Genomic DNA, 18,714 nt, shown 5'->3' on the forward strand with positions numbered 1-18,714 from the left:
AAATTTTTCCAGAGGCAAGGAGTATTTTGGTGTGGTGTTGAAAAAAAATAAAGAAAGTGTATAATGATTAATGGATATTTCCAAGCAAAGGAGATTTTATAGATATGAAAAAGAAATTGACATTAAGTATTGTTTCTATTGTTGTTATACTTTTTATTTGTGCAGTAGCACTAAAAGTAGTTAAAGTGAATTCTAATTTGGCTGACAAGTCAACAGAAAAGAATTCTACAAAAGTTGCATCAGATTCAAAGTCACAACCAAAGCATGATACACAAGAATCAAAACATGATATAGAAGTGGCATCAAAAGATAGTGTAACACCTGCAGAAGAAGAAAAACATACAGAAACTAAAAAAACAAGTATAATGAATTCGTCAACTAAAAATGTTGATACCAATAATAGTATAAAGAAAAATAATAATGTAAAGAAAAATAATAACGTAAAAAAAGCTGTAGAAAACTCACCAAAAAATTCACCAAAGCAGTCTAATACACCACGTGATGAAGAAATTCTACAACTTATAAATAATGCTCAATATAGAATACATAAGGTTCTTCATGCAAGAAAAGGAGATACTTTAGAATGTGATGGAGGATGCTATATTAAATTTAGTGATGATTTAAATAGTCCGCAAAAATTAAATAATTATCTAAATGGAGTATTAACACAGAATGAAATAAATAGATTATTAAAATTTGTAGATGCAAAGTATATAGAAAAAGATTATTGTGAAAAAGTTGGAGATATTGGGATTAAATACGAAATATTAAAAGCAAAAATAACTAAAAAAGAGACAAGAGGAAATCAAATATATGTGACTTTAAGTGTGAATGCTGATTGTGGTGATGGCCCATATTCTAAAAATTATAAAATAATTAATAGCAATGGGAAAAAATATATTGATCATTATGAAGGAACTTTTGGAGAGATATAATAGAGTTAAGAGATTTAAAGTAATATAAGTTGTAGTACTTCAGGCTGTTGATAAATATAAATTATCAACAGCCTTTTTTTAGTAAAAACACCATTAACTTTCGACAAAATTGACAAAGTTTTTTGAAAATTTAATATAAATCAGCTTGACATGTAAACGTATTGAATTTATAATAAATTATAATGATATAACATTATAATGTTACAATATATATCAGAATAATATATGGAATAATGGGAAAAACAGTTATATGAGGGAAGAACTAAAAGATTTTTGTATATTGTAAAAATAACTAATGATAAGGAGGGGGTACGTTGAAGAATATTATTATTGTAAGTCATGGAACTATGGCTAAAGGTGTATTTGAAGCAGCAAGTATGATTTATGGAAATTTAGAAAATACGAATTATGTATGTTTAGAGAAAAATATGGGAATACAATCTTTTAAAGAAAAATTAAATGGACTTATTGAAAAAATAAAGGATTCAGAACAAATAATTGTGCTTGCAGATTTAAAAGGTGGTTCGCCTTTTACCACAACTACTACACTGCTTTCAGAAAAGAATTTGCTTGGTAAATCAAAGATTATTTCAGGGTTAAATCTACCTATGCTTTTATCTTTATTATTTATTGAAAACGAAATTAGTGATAAGGAAGTTGAAGAAATTATAGAAGCTTCAAAAGATGGTATTGGAAAATTCCAATTAGAAGATGATGAAAATGATGATTTATAGGAGGAAATAATTATGGCAATTACTTTTATAAGAATAGATGACAGAATAATTCATGGACAGGTAGTTACAAGATGGGCAATGGAAAATCCATGTGATGGAATAATAGCTGTTAATGATGCTGCTGCAGGCAATCCAGTTTTAAAAACTGCATTAAAAGCGGCTTCAGGAAAGAAAACATTTATATTTAGTTTTGAACAATTTTTAGGAAAAATGGAGCAAGCAGTAAAAAGTGATAAAAAATATTTTTTAATAACGAAAGATCCTATAACTATGGCAAAAATACTTGTAGACAGCAATTTAGATACTGGAGTTAAAAAAGTAAATGTTGGTCCACAAAGTGCACGGGAGGGAACTGTAAATATAAATAATAATGCAGATATAACATCTGAGGAAATAAAGGCATTTGAAAAGATTTTCAGCAAGGGATATGAAGTAGACTTTAGACTTGTACCAGATGCAAAAAGTGTTTTATGGAGTAACGTAAGAAAAAAATTTTTATAGAAATAAAAATATAAGGAGGAAAAAATATGGATCTAAATGTTATTCAAGTCTTATTAATTTCAATTTTTGCTTACTTAGGCTCACTTTCAGTTCCGTGGTTCTTTGGCTTAACAGGAGGTTGGTATGTACTTAGTAGACCTATAGTATCTGGACTTTTAATTGGTCTTATTTTAGGAGATGTGACTACTGGTGTTATTGTTGGGGTTGCAGTTCAAGTTGTTTATATTGCTCTTGTTACACCAGGTGGACAAATGCCTCAGGATTTAAATGCAGCAGCCTATATAGGTGTTTCTCTTGGTGTTATGGCTGTTAAAGGAGGCGCTACTGTTGAGTCTGCTGTAGCTATAGCAACTGCAGTAGGAGCTGTTGGTACAATATTCTTTAACTTCATGATGTTAATAAACTCATACTGGAATCATAAAGCAGTAGATTGTGTAGACAAAGGCGATTTAAAAGGATTGAAATTCAATCACTATGTAGGACCACAGTTGACTAATTTCTTATTACGTGTCATTCCAACATTTGTAGTTGTATATTATGGTTCATCTATAGCTACAAATATAATAAACTTTTTCCCAGTTACATCTTTCACAATGCGTATGCTTACAGCATTAGGTGGAATGCTACCAGCAGTTGGGGTTGCTATACTTTTAAGACAGGTAACTAAAAAAGACTTTGAGCTAATATATTTCTTATTTGGTTTTGTTCTAATAGCTTCATTAAAAATAAACATGATTTCTTTAGCAATAATAGGAGCATTCTTTGCATTCTTAAACTTTAGATATACAGCTAAACCTGCAATGGCAACTAACAATTCTTCAGAAGAAGAGGAGGAATTATAATATGGGAGAAAAAATTAAAAAGTTAGATAAGACTACCCTGAGAAAATCTTGGTGGTCATGGTACACTGGAAATTTAAGTTCTATGTCATTTGAGTGGTTAGAATCTTTTGGATTTGCTGTATCAATGATTCCAGTAATAAAGAAATTATATGGTGATAATAAAGAAGAAGAATTAAAAGCGTTAAAAAGACATTCAGCATTTTATAATACTGAGCCACAATTAGGTTCGGTAATAAACGGTATAGTATGTGGATTAGAAGAAGAACGTGCAAATGGTGCTGATATTGATGACGAAATTATAAATGGTATAAAAATAGGGCTTATGGGACCTTTAGCAGGTATTGGAGATGCTATGATACCTGGTATGTATATCCCACTTCTTATCTCAATAGCTATGGGATTGTCTCAGAATGGAAATCCTATGGGACCAATATTTTATATAATAACTTATTTAACTACAATCACAGCTCTTAGCTACTTTGTTTTCCTTAAAGGTTATAAGCTTGGTACGAAATCTGTGGATTTAATTGTAGGCGAGGCAGCTCAACGTGCTCGTGAATCCTTTAATTTATTAGGTTCTATAGTAGTGGGTGGTGTTGCAGCTTCATATGTAAATGTATCAACCGCATTGAAGTTTCCAACAGGTGGTAACAAAGAGATTGTTGTTATGGATGTTTTAAATGGGATATTTCCAAAGATACTTCCATTATTATTAGTTGTATTTTGTTGGTTCTTAATGTCAAAGAAAAAAATGTCTCCACTTAAAGTTATGGCGGTTCTTATTGGACTAGCAGCAGTGGGTGTAGCTGTGAAATTCTTCTAAAATTATATATTGAGATTGAGATATTTTGTCTCAATCTCAATAAATTATAAAGGGTGAGATTATGGATAAAAAACAAGAAATTTTAAAGAAATATAACATGTTTTTAAGGATTAAAAAGTCTATTATATTTTTGGGAATAATATCTTGTTTAGCATTAACTGGTTACTTTATTATGGATAAAATGAATATGAAATTTTCAGTAATTTTTATGATTTTAAGTATAGTGTTTATATTTTTATTCTTAGTTTTATTAGTATCAATAAGACCTATGAAAAAACACATATTAAATATTATAAAGGAGTATCAAAAGTGATGAATAACAGTGGCGTAAAATCCAAATCGAAGAAAAGCCATAACAGACTAATTATTGATATTTTTATAAATAAAAAAGCGATAAGTGAAAATAACAGTATTTTTTATGATGATATAGATTTAAGTATTCCACATGGAGAAAAGAAGTATCTTTTAGAGAATCTTATAAAAGATGATTTTGTAATAGTAAAAGATGATGATAGTATGTGGTTCAACAAAGAAAAATGGGATAAAACAGTAAATAAGCTTTCTAATACCTATTTATTTATCTTGATGGCACCTTTGATTGTTACGGTGATAATATTTTTGATTATAGAAAAATTTTTTTAGTCTGGAGGGATGATAATGGATTTTTATCCAGGATTTAATATAAAACCGACTTATGATCCATTTGGTTTTGTATATGGTGATGGTGTTTTTGGCCCTGAAGTTGAAAATAGAAGATTAGATGATATCAGAAAGAGTTTAAAAGATCCAATGTGCACTGGCCCTGATATTGTATATTCAATAGCAATGGATGTAGGGATTGAAGAAGATAAGGAAGATATGATTAAAAGAGATTTATTGTTTGGAGTAGTAACTTATGCTGCAGGAAAATTGGGAAATGAGCCAGTAAGATCACAAGGACATGTACATTCGGTATCAAAATCTTGTGGTAGTTCTACTGCAGAGGTATATGAAATATGGCAGGGAGACGCAGTAATTTATATGCAAGAAAGCACAAAAGATAATCCAGGAAAATGTTATGCAATCTACGCAAAGCAAGGTGATGTTGTGATAGTTCCACCTTACTTTGCTCATTATACAGTAAGTTTAAATCCAGAAGTTCCATTAACTTTTGGGGCGTGGTGTGTTAGAGATTTTGGCTTTGATTATGATGAAATAAGACAGCATAAGGGATTAGCTTATTTCCCAGTATTTAATGACCAAGAACAAATAGAATGGATTCACAATGAAAATTATGAAGAGACAGAGATAATTATAAAAAAAGCAAGAGAATATAAAGAATTTTCTATAGAAAAAGGAGTTCCTATTTATTCTCAGTTTCAAGAGAATCCAGATAAATTTTTAATTGTATCTCATCCAGAAAAAACTAAAGAAAAGTGGGATGATTTCAATCCATAGGAGGATAAATTTAATGAAAATAATAGATCCGAAAGTATACCATAAAATGCCTGAAGGAATTTTAGAAGGTGATGAAGTTAAGCACTACAAGAAGTATTTAAAAGATGTAAAGAATCTTTATAAATATGAAGATGAGGAATTGAATGATTCAGGTACTATTATGTATGAAGTTCATTCTTATGGTAAAGGAGATGAAGATAAGAAAGGTAATTTATTTTGGGGACTTACAGTTATGAATCCTGTTTATATAAAGGATGAATGTAATATGACAAGAGGGCATTTTCATGAAGATTTAAATTGTGCAGAGTTTTATTTTGGACTACAGGGGGAGGGCTTGCTGCTTCTAATGAATAAAGATGGAGAGATGTGGGCAGAAAAAATTTCTAAGGGTTCATTACATCATATTGATGGAGAATTAGCTCATAGAATTATAAATACGGGTAATGAAGTATTAAAGGTTGGAGCATGTTGGCCAACTGTATCAGGACATGATTACAAATCTATTGAGGATAAGGAGTTCCCTTATAGAGTATTTAATAATAATGGAGAAATTCAATTAGTCGCTAGATAAGGACACAAAGGAGGAAAATTTATGAATTACAAAGAGAGAATTCCTAATTATGATAAAGAACCTGAAGTGATTGTAAAGGGGTTTGAGGATAAAGTTTGGGTAGGATACAGTGATATAATAAATGAAATTAAAAGTAAAGTGGATAATAATAAGTACATCATAACTTTGGATTGTTATCCTGGAGTTAGAGATGAAGAGGTGTTAAATGCATTTATTGAGGGATTAAATCCTACTCTTGTTATAAAAAGTGAAGATATTTTGTATGATGGAGAAACAATGACAAAATTAATAAAGAGAAATTTAACTGATGATAGAGTTTTTGGAATAATGTACTATGGAGAAGTAGATGATTTTGTTGATGAAGAAAAGCTTTTGGAAGCAAAGAAAAGTTTGGACAAGATAGAACAGGGGATAGTGCTTGTTTATGGTGCTTTTGCAAGTAAAATTACTAAAGGTGATACATTAGTTTATTTAGATTTGGCAAGATGGGAAATTCAACAAAGGTATAGAAAAAAAGAATTAGGAAACTATAAGGTAAGCAACTTTGATGAAGATATTTTGAAAAAATATAAGAGATCATTTTTTATAGAATGGAGAATTGCAGATAGACACAAAAAAACTTTGTATGATAGTATAGATTATTTATTAGATACTAATATATATGATAATCCTAAAATGATTAGTGGAGATGCTTTTAGGCAAGGATTAATTGAAACAGTAAGTCGTCCATTTAGACTTGTACCATATTTTGATCCAGGAGTATGGGGTGGACAATGGATGAAACAGGTATGTGATTTGGACAAAAGCAAAGAAAATTTTGCTTGGTCTTTTGATGGAGTGCCAGAAGAAAATAGTTTGTATTTGAAATATGGTGATGTGAGAATAGAAGTTCCTGCAATTAATGCTGTTCTTTATAAACCAAAAGAATTATTAGGGCAAAAGGTTTATTCTAGGTTTGGAGCGGAGTTTCCAATAAGGTTTGATTTCCTTGATACAATTGGAGGAGGAAATTTAAGTCTACAGGTACATCCAGTTACTCAGTATATTAAAGAAAACTTTGGAATGCAGTATACTCAAGATGAAAGTTATTATATTTTAGATGCAGAAGAAGACGCTTGTGTTTATTTAGGAGTAAAGAATGGAATTAGTAAAGATGGAATGATAAACGATTTAGAACAAGCTCAAAAGCCAGGGTTTTCTTTTGATGCAGATAGATATATAAATAAGTTTCCAGCTAAAAAACATGATCATTTCTTAATACCAGCAGGAACAATTCATTGTTCAGGTAAAAATGCTATGGTGCTTGAAATTAGTGCAACACCATATATATTTACTTTTAAACTTTGGGATTGGGGAAGAGTAGGTTTAGATGGGATTCCAAGGCCTATACACTTAAATCATGGAAAAAAGGTAATACAGTGGGATAGAACTACAGAGTGGGTAAAAGATAATTTAGTAAATAGAATAGAACTCATAAAAGATGATAGTAAAGTTAAAGAAGAAAGAACAGGGTTACATGAGCTTGAATTTATTGAAACTAGAAGATTTTGGTCTAAAGAAGAGATAAAATTAAATACTAATGGAGTAGTTAATGTATTAAATCTTGTAGAAGGTGATGAAGCTGTAGTTGAAAGTACTGATAATAAGTTTGAACCTTTTATAGTTCACTATGCAGAAACATTTATTATACCAGCAGCTGTTTCAGAATATACTATAAAACCTACAGAAAAAAGTAAAGGAGAGAAAATAGGGGTTTTAAAAGCATATGTAAGATGCTAACAATTTAAGCTTAGCAGGTGAAAAATAAGTAATATATAAAATTTTAGTAAAAACTAGATATATAAGCTTGAAACTGATAAAATGTATATAGATGTATTTTAAATCTAGGAAGAAAGAGGTGATATATTGGAACTAGATTATAGTAAAGGAGCCTCTCCATTATATTATCAAATAAAGGAAATATTAAGAAAAAGAATAGAAGACGAAGAATATTTGCCGGGAGATATACTTCCATCTGAGCTTGAACTTCAACAATTTTTTAATGTTAGTAGAATAACAGTAAGACAAGCAATAAATGAGCTTGTTAATGAGGGATATCTTTCAAGAACTAGAGGAAAAGGAACTACAGTTATATTTAATAAAATAGAAGAGTCTTTAAGTAGAATAATGAGTTTTACAGAAGAGATGAAAATGAGAGGTTTTGAGCCCTCAACAAAAGTTATAGAAGTTAGTATGGTAAAAGCTAATAAAGTTATATCGAAAAAGTTAAGCATAAATGAAGGTGAAGAAGTATATAAAATTGAAAGATTAAGATATGCTGATAACAAGCCTATAGCAGTTTTTGTAACATATTTAAGAAGGGAATTAAATTTACCTTTAGAGGAAGAAGAATATTGTGGTTCATTATATGAGCTTTTGAATAAAAGAAATAACATATCAGCTGCTAAAGTAAAAGAATCTTTTGAGGCATCAGCATCAAATATAAATGTTAGTAAACATCTAGAAATAGAAAAGGGTATTCCTATATTGAAGAGAACAAGGATATCATTTGACAATCATGGAAATAATTTAGAGTATTCTATTTGTTATTATAGAGCGGATAGATATAAGTATATAGTTGAAATAGGATAAATATGGAAGCACCCCTGGGGTCCAAAATATGGAAGGACCCCAGGGGTGCAAAATTTTCCAGGAGGTGAGGACGATGAAAAGAGCTGCAGTATTTATTTTTGTGGTGATTACAGTTATTTGGATGAGCTTTATATTTTTGAATTCATCTAAAGATGGAAATAAATCTAATTCTATGAGTTATAAAATAGCAATTAGTATTAAGGAAAATTTTTCTCATGAAACACTTAACAAGATTAAAGTTAAGTTAGAAAAAAACACAAAATATAGATTTAAGAATGATTTAAGTGTAGTGAATTTTGTCATTAGAAAATTTGCACATTTCTCTGAGTATATGATTTTAGCTATATTAGTATATATGTTTTTTAGTTTTATAGGATTTAATAGTAAACATAGAATTGTCTATGTACTATTTATATGTCTTATGTATGCAGTTTTAGATGAATTTCATCAAAGTTTTGTTCTACAAAGAACTTCAAAGGTTGCAGATATTTTAATTGATTTTTCAGGAGCGGTATTTATAACTCTTATAAATGGTATTTTTAGTTTGATAAATATTTTTGTTAATAAAGTAAAATATAATAAAAAAGTAAAATTACATGAATAAAATGGAAATTCAAAAACTGCGTTATATTCTTTAAAATTTTACTAGTTAATGATATACTTATATTAGTTGTAATTTAGTACACTACATGGCATATTTATGTATTAATTATTCATTATATATGAATGGAGGATTAAAATGGAAAATAGCGTTAAAAAGGACAGGCCTGTTGTAGATACAGAACTTTCACTTCATCCCAAACAAGAGAATGTTGTTTCTGATTTCCAAAAGGAATTTATAGAAGATGAAATAAAAGATTTACCTCCTATAAAAGAGGGAGATATAAATGTAAGTGCTGCTTATATCTATGATATAGGAGATAAATATGAATTGAGTATTTATATAAGAAATGGTTTAACAAAACCTATTAATTTAGAAAAGGTGCCTTTTGATATAGTAAATTCTAAAGATGAGGTTTTAGCAAGTCAAATTTTTGATTTGAAAGAGATGGGTAAGATACCAGCTCATTCAGTAAGACCTTGGAAAATCTATTTTGACAAAGAAAATGTAAATGTGGATGAAATACCACAAGATGATTGGAAAATAGTTTTTGATTCTAGAATTAAGGCTATAAGATATGTAAAAGTACAATTAGAGGATTTACCAGAAGATATTGCAGAAGATAAAAGGGAGATGCTTCAACAATATGTAAATGATCTTCCTAAATTAAAAGATGGAGATTTTAGTATAAGTACTTTTTATGTAAAAGAAGAGGAAGATGGAAGTTTAGGTGTGACTTTAATAATGAGAAATGGTACAAACAAAGCAGTAGAACTTGGAAAACTTCCTGTTACAATATATGATGCTGAAGGAAAATTAGCAACTAAAGGAGTATTTGAAAATATTAATGTTCAAATTAATCCATACAAAGCTACAGTAAGAGAATTTGTATTCTTAAAAGAACAGAGATTACCTGGAGATTTTAATTTCGAAAAGTGGACAGTTAAATTTGAAGTTTAAAAATAAAGCTTAGTACTTTATAGTGCTGAGCTTTTAAACATACATAAATAAAATTTTACAGGGGAGGTGAACTGTTGAAGAATTCTTAATAAACTTCATAAACATTTTTACAGAGTTTTATGGGATTTTGACAACAGGAGATAAAGTGTTTAAAAACCAAAGTTTAGTAAAGTTTAAAAGCAAATTTAAAGTATTAGCATTAGCTTTAATTATGATGGTAACGTTAATACCAGCGAGTGTTAATGCTGAACCGGTAAATGAAGTAAGAAATCTTATAGAAGATCATTTTTTATACAAATATGATGATAGTGTTCTTAAAACAAAAAATATTAATGAGATGGTTTCAAATTTAAATGATATTTACTCTATTTATTTTACAAAAGAGGAATATGGTAGATTTTTAAATATGTTAAATATGAAATTCTATGGTTTAGGAGTTTTTCTACAAGATGATAATAATGAAATAAAAATAAGTGGAATAGTAAGAAATTCAACAGTGCAAAAAGCAGGATTAAAAGTAGGAGATGTAATAGTTAAGATAAATGATAATGATTTAAAACAGCTAAAAGCTCAACAAGCAGCTTTATATCTTAATGGTAAACCAGGAACAAATGTAGAACTCGTGGTAAAAAGAGATAACAAGATTTTAACTTTTAATGTAAAAAGGGAAGAGGTAAAACTTCCAACAGTAATGAGTACAGTTTTAGATAAGAATATAGGATATATAAGAATAAATACTTTTGGAGAAAATGCTTCAGAAGAGTTTAAAAAGAATTTGTTTGCGTTGAAAGATAAAGTTGATTATTATGTAATTGATCTTATCAATAATCCAGGTGGATATATTAATGAGGCAGTTGATATTGCAGGATATTTTATTGGTGAAAAGCCAGTTGTTAAAGTAATGAATAAAAAAGGAGAAAGTAATATATATAAAGCACCAAAAAAAGAATATGTTATAGATAAACCAGTAGTATTTTTGGTAAATAAAGATACTGCTAGTGCATCAGAAATATTATCTGCAGCAATTAAAGACAATAAGAAAGCAACTATTATAGGACAAAATACTTATGGTAAAGGTGTGGCACAAAATTTATTTGAGTTATCTGATGGCAGCGTGCTAAAACTTACAACTCAAAAGTTTGTATCACCTTTGGGAAAAGAAATAAATAAGATTGGTGTTAAACCTGATATAGTTTGCAGTGATTCAGCATTGCTGGATACAGCACAAAGTATTTTAACAAAACCTGATTTTACATTAAATGTGGATGAACCAAAAGAAAGTTTTAAGGTAAACTTTAATTTGAAAATAAATGAAAAATTTATAAAAAATAATGTTCGCCTTTTAGATTGTAGTACTGGAAAGTATATAACTGTGGATACGAAATTGGAAAATGAAAAGCGTGTAGTTGTAACTCCAAAGGAAAAGCTTAAATGTGGACACAATTATTATTTAGTTGTGGATAAAGGTATTGTTTCAAAGTATGGTACAAAGTTAAAAAATAAAGTTATGACTAGGATAAGAATAAAGTAAGGCTAGTTAAATATACCTAAGCTCCGATAAATGATATTTTACTACAAAACCTATCACTTCACAAAGTAATTCTAAGTTCTAAAAATTTAATATTACTAAAAAACTCAAACTCGCTACACTCAAACAATGAGTTCTTCTTAACGCAATATTAAATTTTTAGAACAAGAATTACTAATGTTTGTTCAAACGGTTTTTACGTAAAATATCATTTATCTACGTTAGGTAGTATTCTAGTACTGATGAGATAATAAAGAATCCTCTACTTTCATAACATATTTTAAGCTTTTATCAACTGTTAACTCAACTTTCGCAGTAAAAAATACTGTGTAGCGAAGGGAAATGATATATTGCGTAAGAAACATTTGAACAAAGTTTACAAGTTCTTAGCTTTACGAATTTGAAAAAAGTTATTTTTTAATTACTGATTCCTATGGAATATTAATTAAAAAATCTTTTTTCAATATGAGTAAAGCTTAGAACTTGTTACTGAAGTGAATAGTTTCTAAGCAAGATATCATTTTCCGTAGCGGTTATTTTTCATCTGTGAAAGTTGAGCTGTTAACTATTTATACTTTAATCTTTTACTAAAAAAAGCAGTCTTCAAGGGCTTGGAGATTTTTTATTTCTATTGTTTTTTTATAAAAATCTATAATTCCGTCATTTCTCATCTGGATTAATTCTCTGGACAGGGAAGGTCTTGATATACCAAAATGTTCAGCCATTTCTTTTCTTGAAATTGACATCTCTAGTTTCAATTTTTGTTGTTTATTATATTCATTTAAAAGTAAATCAGCAATTTTTTGCCTAATAGATTCATAAGACATACTTTTAACTTTTTTATTGAGCATAAGTATTTTATTAGAAAGTAAAGACATAAAATTTTTCAAAAATATTGGATTTAATTCACAAAGTTTAATAACATCATCTTTAAATATAAAAATAATTTCGCTTTTATTAGAGGATATGATTGTAGCTGGGTATTCGTTGGGTTTTGAAAAAATAATTACCTCTCCAAATATATCACTTTCTTTTAATTTATTTATAGTTAATGTTTTTCCCGAAGGATGTATCTTTTGAACTTCTACATTTCCAGAGAGTATAATTCCTATTTTGCTGCACTTGTCTTGTTCAATAGCTATAGTTTCATTTTTATTGAAGTTTTTTATTTCATAACTAATGTTATTTAATAATTTTTTTATTTCGTTATCTTTAAGTCCTTTAAATAAAATACTTTTTTTGATTAATTTTATTACTTCATCCATGAAAACACCGTTACAGAAAACTTATAAAAGTTACAAATTCAATTTTGAAGTTGAAAACAACTGCTGCGGGAAATGATAGTATTTTTGTTTTCTTGTAACTCCTCCTTTCTTTTTTATTTAAAAAGGTTTACCTATATAATAACATTTTAAAAACATATATGTGGGGGACAGGTCTTCAATTTTTAGTGTTTTGCTAAAAATTGAAGACCTGTCCCTTGAATTTTTTGCATTTTGAACAAGCGTGTGTTGTGTTTTTGTTATATAATGTTATTATTAGTATATATATCACAAAATGGAGGTATAAAACTATATGAGGAAAAATATTAAGAAATTTACAGCTTGTACTATGACAGCTGGTTTACTTTTTACTTTGATTCAGGTACCACAGGTTAAAGCGGAGCAAATAAGATTTAATGGTTCAGATAGAATAGATACAGCTATGAAAATAGCAAAAAGTCAGTGGAAAGATAGCGCAGAATATGTAGTGATTACAGCAGCAGATAATGATTATCTTTTAGATGCATTGATTGCTGCGCCATTAGCAAAGGCGTATAATGCACCGATTGTTACAAATTTTAAAGGCGATAAAGTAGATGGAAATACGTTAGAACAGTTAAAAAAATGGAAAACAAAAACAGTTTTTATTGCTAGTGGAACTAAGGTATTTACAAAAAAGTTTGAAGATAAGTTAAAAAGCACAGGGGTAAGGGTTATACGTGTAGGTGATGATAATAAGGAAAAGACTTCACTTAATGTTGCAAAAGCATTAAAAGAAAAAGTAGGTGCATTTAATAAAGTATGTGTAGTTTCAGAAGATAATGCACATTTGGTTGATTCATTATCAATAGCTCCAATAGCTGGTATAGAAAATATGCCTATATTAGTATGCCAAAAGGATAAGGTTTCAAAAGAAATAAAAGATTATATAACTAATAATAAAATACAAAATGTTTATGCTATAGGTGGAAATGGAGTTTTAAGTGATAAAGTAGTTAATGAAATGAAAGCAAAGAGAATATCAGGGAAAGATAGGTATTCAACAAATGTAGAAGTATTAAAGGAATTTGAAGACTCATTAAAGTTTGAAAAGATATATTTAGCTTCAGGTGCTAATGGACATCTTGTTGATGCTATATCAGGATCTAGTTTGGCAGGTAAAACATCATCACCAATAATATTGGTAGGTAATACAGTATCAGAATCTGCAAAAGAATTTATGCAAAGTAATACTAATGAAAAAGACATGATTTATATCTTTGGTGGAGAAGGTGCAGTTTCAGTTGATGCTGCAGATAAAGCTGAACTTATAAAAAATGGAGAAGAAAATGGAATACTAAAGCTTAGTGATGCAAAATGGTTAAGTAGTAGGGTAATACTTACTAAGGTTAAGTATGGAATAAATAAAATGACAAAGGACAATTTTGTAGTTGGAAGTGAAAATAATATCCTTGGTATAAATTCTGCACAAAAGGCAGTTTGGGATAAAAGCGGAAAAACAATGATTATACGTTTAAACCAAGCTATGCAAAGTGGAAAAATATATAGTGTAAATGATATGAATATTACAGCAGAAAATAGTAATGATGAAATGCCTTGTATTACAAATATAGAATCAACTGATTACAATAAAGTTGAAGTATCTTTTTCAAAACCAGTTGATATAAGTGAAATGAAAATGGATATACAAGAAGAAAATAGTGGAGATAAGTTAAATGTAAGTAACATAAATTATGTAGATGGACAAGCTAATACAGTAGAAATTACAACAAGTGAACAAAAGGGAAATGTTATATATAAATGTAATGTATATGGTACGAAGGATTTTGAAGGAAATTATATGAAACCTGATAAAGGAAATACATTTACAGGAACTAAAAAAGATACTACAACAAAACTTGAAATTGCAAGTGCAGAAGCATTAAACCCTAGAAATATAATGGTTACATTTAATACAAGAATAGATAAAGATAAAGTAAAAAATTTAGGTAATTATAATGTAGAAGAATTTCAGGGCTTTTTAACAAAATACAGTGTAAAGGCTGTAAGAATGGCAGAAGATTCAGATTATCAATTTAAAGATTCAAAAACACAAAAACAATCTATTGTAGTAACTTTAGATAATCCTATGAAAGATAGTACTATATTTAATATTAAAGTTTCTAACTTAACAACAAGCACAGGTGTTTGTATGAATACAGATAAACAAAATACTGATTTTATAGGAATTGGACCATTTACAACACAAATGGATTTTACAGATAAGGAAAATAAAATAATTCCAATAAGCAATAAAAAAATAAGAGTTGTGTTCAAGAGACATATGAATAAAAACACATTGATAATTCCTAATTTCAAAATACAGGATGTATATAGTGGGAAAGATGTACAAGTAAATTCTTTAGATATACTAGATGATAGAACAATAGATCTTACTGTTTCTCAGATGGATGAGAAATTATATAAAATTGCATTAAGTTATTTAAAGGATGTAGATGGAAATACTTTTGAAATTGAAAAATGTTCTAGAATATTTAAAGGAAGTTCAAAAGATGCACAGATAACAAAAATAGAAAAATCAGAACTTTTGAGTGATGATGTGTCTTTAGTTGTAACTTTTGATAATGTACTTGGAAAAAATGCTTTAAATACTTCAAATTATATTATAAACAATGGAGTAGGACATCCTTCAAGAGTTCAAAAGGTAGAAGGAAAACAAAACGCAGTTAAGTTAACAGTACCTAAAACAGTAAATAATGTTATGTATAAATTAACTGTTAGAAATCTTCAAGATATAGATGGAAAATCTATAGAAGGTGAGTTGATCTCAAACTTTTCAGGGAGAGGCAGTGATGGTCAAGCTTTAAAAGTAGTTAAAGCAGAAGCTGTTGACAGGCATACATTAAAAATATGTTTTAATATGTCAGTTAAAAGTCCTTTAATTGATGGTGAAAATAGAATTTGGAACAGTAGTTCAAATAGCTTAAACTCTAAACTTGTAAATATTAAAGGAAAAACTACAAAGGCGTTAGGTAATTATGGAAGACTTTATGCATATGAAGATATTAAAAATAATAATGCAATAATAGTAAGAAGTGATTATCTTGATTTTTCAAAATACAAAGCTGATTCTAGTGGAAAATTTACACTAGACATAAAGGGTAGTAAAGATGATGTTAAATTCTCATATAATAGTGAAAAAGCTGCTTCTATAATCGTAGATAAGGTACAAGCTCTTAATAAAAAAAGTATTAGGATTTATTTTAATCAGCCTGTAGAAATAGAAAAGAATGCTGATTTTGCAAAGGTAATAAGTAATATTTATGATTCAGACAAAGCGAAAAAAACAACTTACTATTATACAGCTTTGAATTCAAAGTATTTGAGAAATGCTACTCCTATAGATAGTACACATAAGGTTTATGATTTCACATTGACAGGATGTTTAAACAGCAGCTATTATTATTTAGTTGTAAATCCTCATATAACAAATTCAAAAGAAAATGGTGTTCATGATTATACTAAGAATGATACATCTGGTTTTGTAACAATGAAGGATGAAGATTCATCATTACTTGGAATTCAACAGGTTAGAAAGTTCTCAGGTTCATCAGAAAATCCAAAAGATATAAACAGTGTTTCAGCAAAAATGAAGGACTGCAAAACTATAGAAGTATGTTATCCTGAAGCTATGAATATAAATGGAAATGATAAAAAATCAGTGCTTAACAAAAAGAATTATAAACTTGTAGATAAAAATGGAAAAGAAATTGCTTCACATTTCTTGTTTATGCACATTACAGATATAAAATATGATAGAAATGGTAATAAAGCAGTAATAACATTAAATGAAAAGTTACCATCAAGTGAAAGTGGATATTATGTACAATTGTCAAAAGACATTAAGAATTCAGTAGATACTAAGTATGTAAAATCATCAAACGGTGAGGTTAAATGTCCATTTGCTTTAAGTAATGTTGCGGCTCAAAAGGTAGAAATTGCAAAGGGTACATCTTATTCACAAAGTAATAGAAAGTTGAAGATAAAATTGAATGAGAAATGTATTAGTTTAGTACCATATGACAAGGATATTTTGTTTGCAGATTTTAAGATAACTTTGGTAGATGCAAATGGAAATTCATATGAATTGAAGGATAGTGATATAGAGAAGGTAGAGACTAACATAAAGGATTCTTATTCTTCTTATGATGATGAGCTCAATGTGGTATTGAGCAGCAAGTTAAAATTGAAATCTGGAGAGATAGGAAATGTAGAGTTAAGGGCTAATAGCTCTCTGATTGGAATTAACGGAGAAAGTTCAAATAAATCTGTTCAAATTTTTGTGCAGTAGTAAGCCAGGGTACAAGCAGGCTAAACTCCGATAAATGATATTTTGCTATAAAACCTATCACTTCACAAAGTAATTCTAAGTTCTAAAAATTTAATATTGCTAAAAAACTCAAACTCGCTACACTCAAACAATGAGTTTTTCTTAACGCAACATTAAATTTTTAGAACAAGAATTACTAATGTTCGTTCAAACGGTTTTTACGCAAAATATCATTTATCTGCGTTAAGTAGCATTCTAGTACTGGTGAGACAATAAGGAATTAACGTACTCTAAGCCTTGCTCATATTGAAAAAAGATTTTTAAATTAATATTCCAGAGGAATTAGTAATTTAAAAATAACTTTTTTCAAATTCGTAAGGCTAAGAGTACGTAAATGTCGTTCAAGGATTCCTTAATCTTATCCCCTTTTTATTTACTGGCAAGATTTATAGGTTGTAACATAAAGTAATATTAAGTTCTAAAAATTTAATATTGCTAAAAAACTCAAACTTGCTACACTCAAACAATGAGTTTTTCTTAATGCAATGTTAACTTGAAACTTAGCTTCAAATGTAATCTTTATTCCATTTGAAGGTTAGTTGAAATTATCCAGGAGCTTAGTGCCTTTTAACTAACTCTTATAGAAAAAGAGGTAGTCTTAGAGACACTTAGCTACCGGATAAATTTTTAGAACAAGAATTACTAATGTTCGTTCAAACGGTTTTTACGCAAAATATCATTTATCTGCGTTAAGTAGCATTCTAGTACCGGTGAGATGAAAAGAAAAGTGTAAGGGACGGTTCTTCAATTTTTAGCAGCGAAAATACTAAAAATTCAAGAACTGTCCCTTGAATTTGTTGTAAGAAAATTTATAAGAGCTTCTAAGCTTAAGATGGAGTAAAAACTTTATTTGAAGTTTAGGAGTCTTTTTATTATTATAGATTTAAGAATGAGAATATAATTTTTTAATTTGGATAGAGGTGGGGAGTTTTTATGAAACCAGCAGACTTAACAGGAATTTTTGTAGTTGCTTTTTTGGCAGGGGGGATATTAACTTTTTTAGGGGCAATAATTAAATATTTTAATGCGGGAGATATAATTAATTTTTTTGATGAGAAAAAACATGATAAAGATAAAGTTTCAAGAATTGTTGGAAGAGACCTTTTGATAATAGGAGTAAGTGTAATAATAAGTGCTGTTATTAGTATATTTATTGACGAAAAGTATTATAATTTTATGATGGTAAGCCAAGTATTTATAATAATATTTGGATTAGTATTAACTAATTATCAATTTTTCAAATGTTGTAAAAAATAACTTTGTTCAAATGTTTCTTACGCAAAATATCATTTCCCTTTGCTAGGGAGTATTTTTTCTACTGCGAAAGTTGAGTAACTTAACTTTTACAGGCAAAAGCAGTTGTTTCTATAACAAACTTGCAAGAAATGTAAAATCTAATTTCAATATACTAAAAATTCAGCAAAGAAATTTCATTAAAAGTGTTGACAAAATTATCAGAATATTATATTATTATAGTAACAAATAAATAAGCAAAGACA

At 28.6% G+C, this 18,714-nt stretch carries 17 protein-coding genes; 16 read left to right on the forward strand and 1 reads right to left on the reverse strand.

Annotated elements, in window-relative coordinates:
- Positions 1-104 precede the first annotated feature (104 nt).
- The 14 genes from ACFIJ5_RS03725 to ACFIJ5_RS03790 all read left to right on the forward strand — a co-directional run bounded on the left by ACFIJ5_RS03725 (position 105) and on the right by ACFIJ5_RS03790 (position 11,566).
- Positions 105-935 (forward strand): DL-endopeptidase inhibitor IseA family protein, encoded by an 831-nt coding sequence (locus tag ACFIJ5_RS03725; RefSeq protein ID WP_379803948.1) that lies wholly within the window; start codon positions 105-107, stop codon positions 933-935.
- Positions 936-1,249: 314 nt separating this feature from the next.
- Positions 1,250-1,669 (forward strand): PTS sugar transporter subunit IIA, encoded by a 420-nt coding sequence (locus ACFIJ5_RS03730; RefSeq protein ID WP_379803951.1) that lies wholly within the window; start codon positions 1,250-1,252, stop codon positions 1,667-1,669.
- A 12-nt stretch (positions 1,670-1,681) separates the two neighbouring features.
- On the forward strand, positions 1,682-2,170 hold the full coding sequence (locus ACFIJ5_RS03735) for a PTS system mannose/fructose/N-acetylgalactosamine-transporter subunit IIB (RefSeq protein WP_379803953.1): 489 nt from the start codon (positions 1,682-1,684) through the stop codon (positions 2,168-2,170).
- A 26-nt stretch (positions 2,171-2,196) separates the two neighbouring features.
- A complete protein-coding gene (locus ACFIJ5_RS03740; protein ID WP_379803955.1) occupies positions 2,197-3,012 on the forward strand; it encodes a PTS mannose/fructose/sorbose/N-acetylgalactosamine transporter subunit IIC in 816 nt (271 codons plus the stop codon).
- 1 nt (position 3,013) lies between these two features.
- The gene (locus ACFIJ5_RS03745) at positions 3,014-3,835 is read left to right on the forward strand and encodes a PTS system mannose/fructose/sorbose family transporter subunit IID (protein WP_379803958.1); all 822 of its coding nucleotides are present in this window, start codon (positions 3,014-3,016) and stop codon (positions 3,833-3,835) included.
- A gap of 61 nt (positions 3,836-3,896) precedes the next feature.
- On the forward strand, positions 3,897-4,148 hold the full coding sequence (locus ACFIJ5_RS03750; RefSeq protein WP_379803960.1) for a hypothetical protein: 252 nt from the start codon (positions 3,897-3,899) through the stop codon (positions 4,146-4,148).
- Positions 4,145-4,477 carry a hypothetical protein gene (locus ACFIJ5_RS03755; RefSeq protein ID WP_379803963.1) on the forward strand — a complete coding sequence of 111 codons (333 nt, stop codon included), beginning with the start codon at positions 4,145-4,147 and terminating at the stop codon, positions 4,475-4,477. Before ACFIJ5_RS03750 ends, ACFIJ5_RS03755 begins: the two co-directional genes overlap by 4 nt.
- A 15-nt stretch (positions 4,478-4,492) precedes the next feature.
- Positions 4,493-5,272: a glucose-6-phosphate isomerase family protein gene (locus ACFIJ5_RS03760; protein WP_379803966.1), complete on the forward strand. Its 780-nt coding sequence runs from the start codon at positions 4,493-4,495 to the stop codon at positions 5,270-5,272.
- A 13-nt stretch (positions 5,273-5,285) separates the two neighbouring features.
- On the forward strand, positions 5,286-5,843 hold the full coding sequence (locus ACFIJ5_RS03765) for a glucose-6-phosphate isomerase family protein (RefSeq protein ID WP_379803968.1): 558 nt from the start codon (positions 5,286-5,288) through the stop codon (positions 5,841-5,843).
- Positions 5,844-5,864: 21 nt separating this feature from the next.
- Positions 5,865-7,622 (forward strand): class I mannose-6-phosphate isomerase, encoded by a 1,758-nt coding sequence (locus ACFIJ5_RS03770; protein WP_379803970.1) that lies wholly within the window; start codon positions 5,865-5,867, stop codon positions 7,620-7,622.
- 126 nt (positions 7,623-7,748) lie between these two features.
- On the forward strand, positions 7,749-8,474 hold the full coding sequence (locus tag ACFIJ5_RS03775) for a GntR family transcriptional regulator (RefSeq protein ID WP_379803973.1): 726 nt from the start codon (positions 7,749-7,751) through the stop codon (positions 8,472-8,474).
- Positions 8,475-8,547: 73 nt separating this feature from the next.
- On the forward strand, positions 8,548-9,078 hold the full coding sequence (locus tag ACFIJ5_RS03780; RefSeq protein WP_379803975.1) for a VanZ family protein: 531 nt from the start codon (positions 8,548-8,550) through the stop codon (positions 9,076-9,078).
- 135 nt (positions 9,079-9,213) lie between these two features.
- A complete protein-coding gene (locus tag ACFIJ5_RS03785; protein WP_379803977.1) occupies positions 9,214-10,035 on the forward strand; it encodes an SLAP domain-containing protein in 822 nt (273 codons plus the stop codon).
- A 145-nt stretch (positions 10,036-10,180) separates the two neighbouring features.
- Positions 10,181-11,566 carry a S41 family peptidase gene (locus ACFIJ5_RS03790; RefSeq protein WP_379803980.1) on the forward strand — a complete coding sequence of 462 codons (1,386 nt, stop codon included), beginning with the start codon at positions 10,181-10,183 and terminating at the stop codon, positions 11,564-11,566.
- Between the two features lie 584 nt (positions 11,567-12,150).
- Here the strand turns inward: ACFIJ5_RS03790 and ACFIJ5_RS03795 are convergent.
- On the reverse strand, positions 12,151-12,828 hold the full coding sequence (locus ACFIJ5_RS03795) for a Crp/Fnr family transcriptional regulator (RefSeq protein ID WP_379803983.1): 678 nt from the start codon (positions 12,826-12,828) through the stop codon (positions 12,151-12,153).
- 310 nt (positions 12,829-13,138) lie between these two features.
- On the opposite strand from ACFIJ5_RS03795, the gene ACFIJ5_RS03800 reads away from it, so the two are divergent.
- Together ACFIJ5_RS03800 and ACFIJ5_RS03805 are read left to right on the forward strand one after the other, a co-directional pair.
- Entirely contained in the window at positions 13,139-17,176 is a 4,038-nt protein-coding gene (locus ACFIJ5_RS03800; RefSeq protein ID WP_379803986.1) for a cell wall-binding repeat-containing protein, read from the forward strand.
- Between the two features lie 972 nt (positions 17,177-18,148).
- Positions 18,149-18,472, forward strand: coding sequence for a DUF3784 domain-containing protein (locus ACFIJ5_RS03805; protein WP_379803988.1), 324 nt, complete (start codon positions 18,149-18,151; stop codon positions 18,470-18,472).
- The last annotated feature ends 242 nt before the right edge of the window (positions 18,473-18,714 follow it).

Origin of the sequence: Haloimpatiens myeolchijeotgali (assembly GCF_042688525.2) — a bacterium.
In the GTDB taxonomy this organism is placed as follows: Bacteria; Bacillota; Clostridia; order Clostridiales; family Clostridiaceae; genus Haloimpatiens.

What these genes read in the sequence shown, in the direction of transcription:
- ACFIJ5_RS03765 (WP_379803968.1), top strand. Translation starts at nt 5,286, where the DNA reads ATGAAAATAATAGATCCGAAAGTATACCATAAAATGCCTGAAGGAATT.
- ACFIJ5_RS03745 (WP_379803958.1), top strand. Translation starts at nt 3,014, where the DNA reads ATGGGAGAAAAAATTAAAAAGTTAGATAAGACTACCCTGAGAAAATCT.
- ACFIJ5_RS03805 (WP_379803988.1), top strand. Translation starts at nt 18,149, where the DNA reads ATGAAACCAGCAGACTTAACAGGAATTTTTGTAGTTGCTTTTTTGGCA.
- ACFIJ5_RS03780 (WP_379803975.1), top strand. Translation starts at nt 8,548, where the DNA reads ATGAAAAGAGCTGCAGTATTTATTTTTGTGGTGATTACAGTTATTTGG.
- ACFIJ5_RS03760 (WP_379803966.1), top strand. Translation starts at nt 4,493, where the DNA reads ATGGATTTTTATCCAGGATTTAATATAAAACCGACTTATGATCCATTT.
- ACFIJ5_RS03795 (WP_379803983.1), bottom strand. Translation starts at nt 12,828, where the DNA reads ATGGATGAAGTAATAAAATTAATCAAAAAAAGTATTTTATTTAAAGGA.
- ACFIJ5_RS03785 (WP_379803977.1), top strand. Translation starts at nt 9,214, where the DNA reads ATGGAAAATAGCGTTAAAAAGGACAGGCCTGTTGTAGATACAGAACTT.
- ACFIJ5_RS03770 (WP_379803970.1), top strand. Translation starts at nt 5,865, where the DNA reads ATGAATTACAAAGAGAGAATTCCTAATTATGATAAAGAACCTGAAGTG.
- ACFIJ5_RS03725 (WP_379803948.1), top strand. Translation starts at nt 105, where the DNA reads ATGAAAAAGAAATTGACATTAAGTATTGTTTCTATTGTTGTTATACTT.
- ACFIJ5_RS03740 (WP_379803955.1), top strand. Translation starts at nt 2,197, where the DNA reads ATGGATCTAAATGTTATTCAAGTCTTATTAATTTCAATTTTTGCTTAC.
- ACFIJ5_RS03800 (WP_379803986.1), top strand. Translation starts at nt 13,139, where the DNA reads ATGAGGAAAAATATTAAGAAATTTACAGCTTGTACTATGACAGCTGGT.
- ACFIJ5_RS03750 (WP_379803960.1), top strand. Translation starts at nt 3,897, where the DNA reads ATGGATAAAAAACAAGAAATTTTAAAGAAATATAACATGTTTTTAAGG.
- ACFIJ5_RS03735 (WP_379803953.1), top strand. Translation starts at nt 1,682, where the DNA reads ATGGCAATTACTTTTATAAGAATAGATGACAGAATAATTCATGGACAG.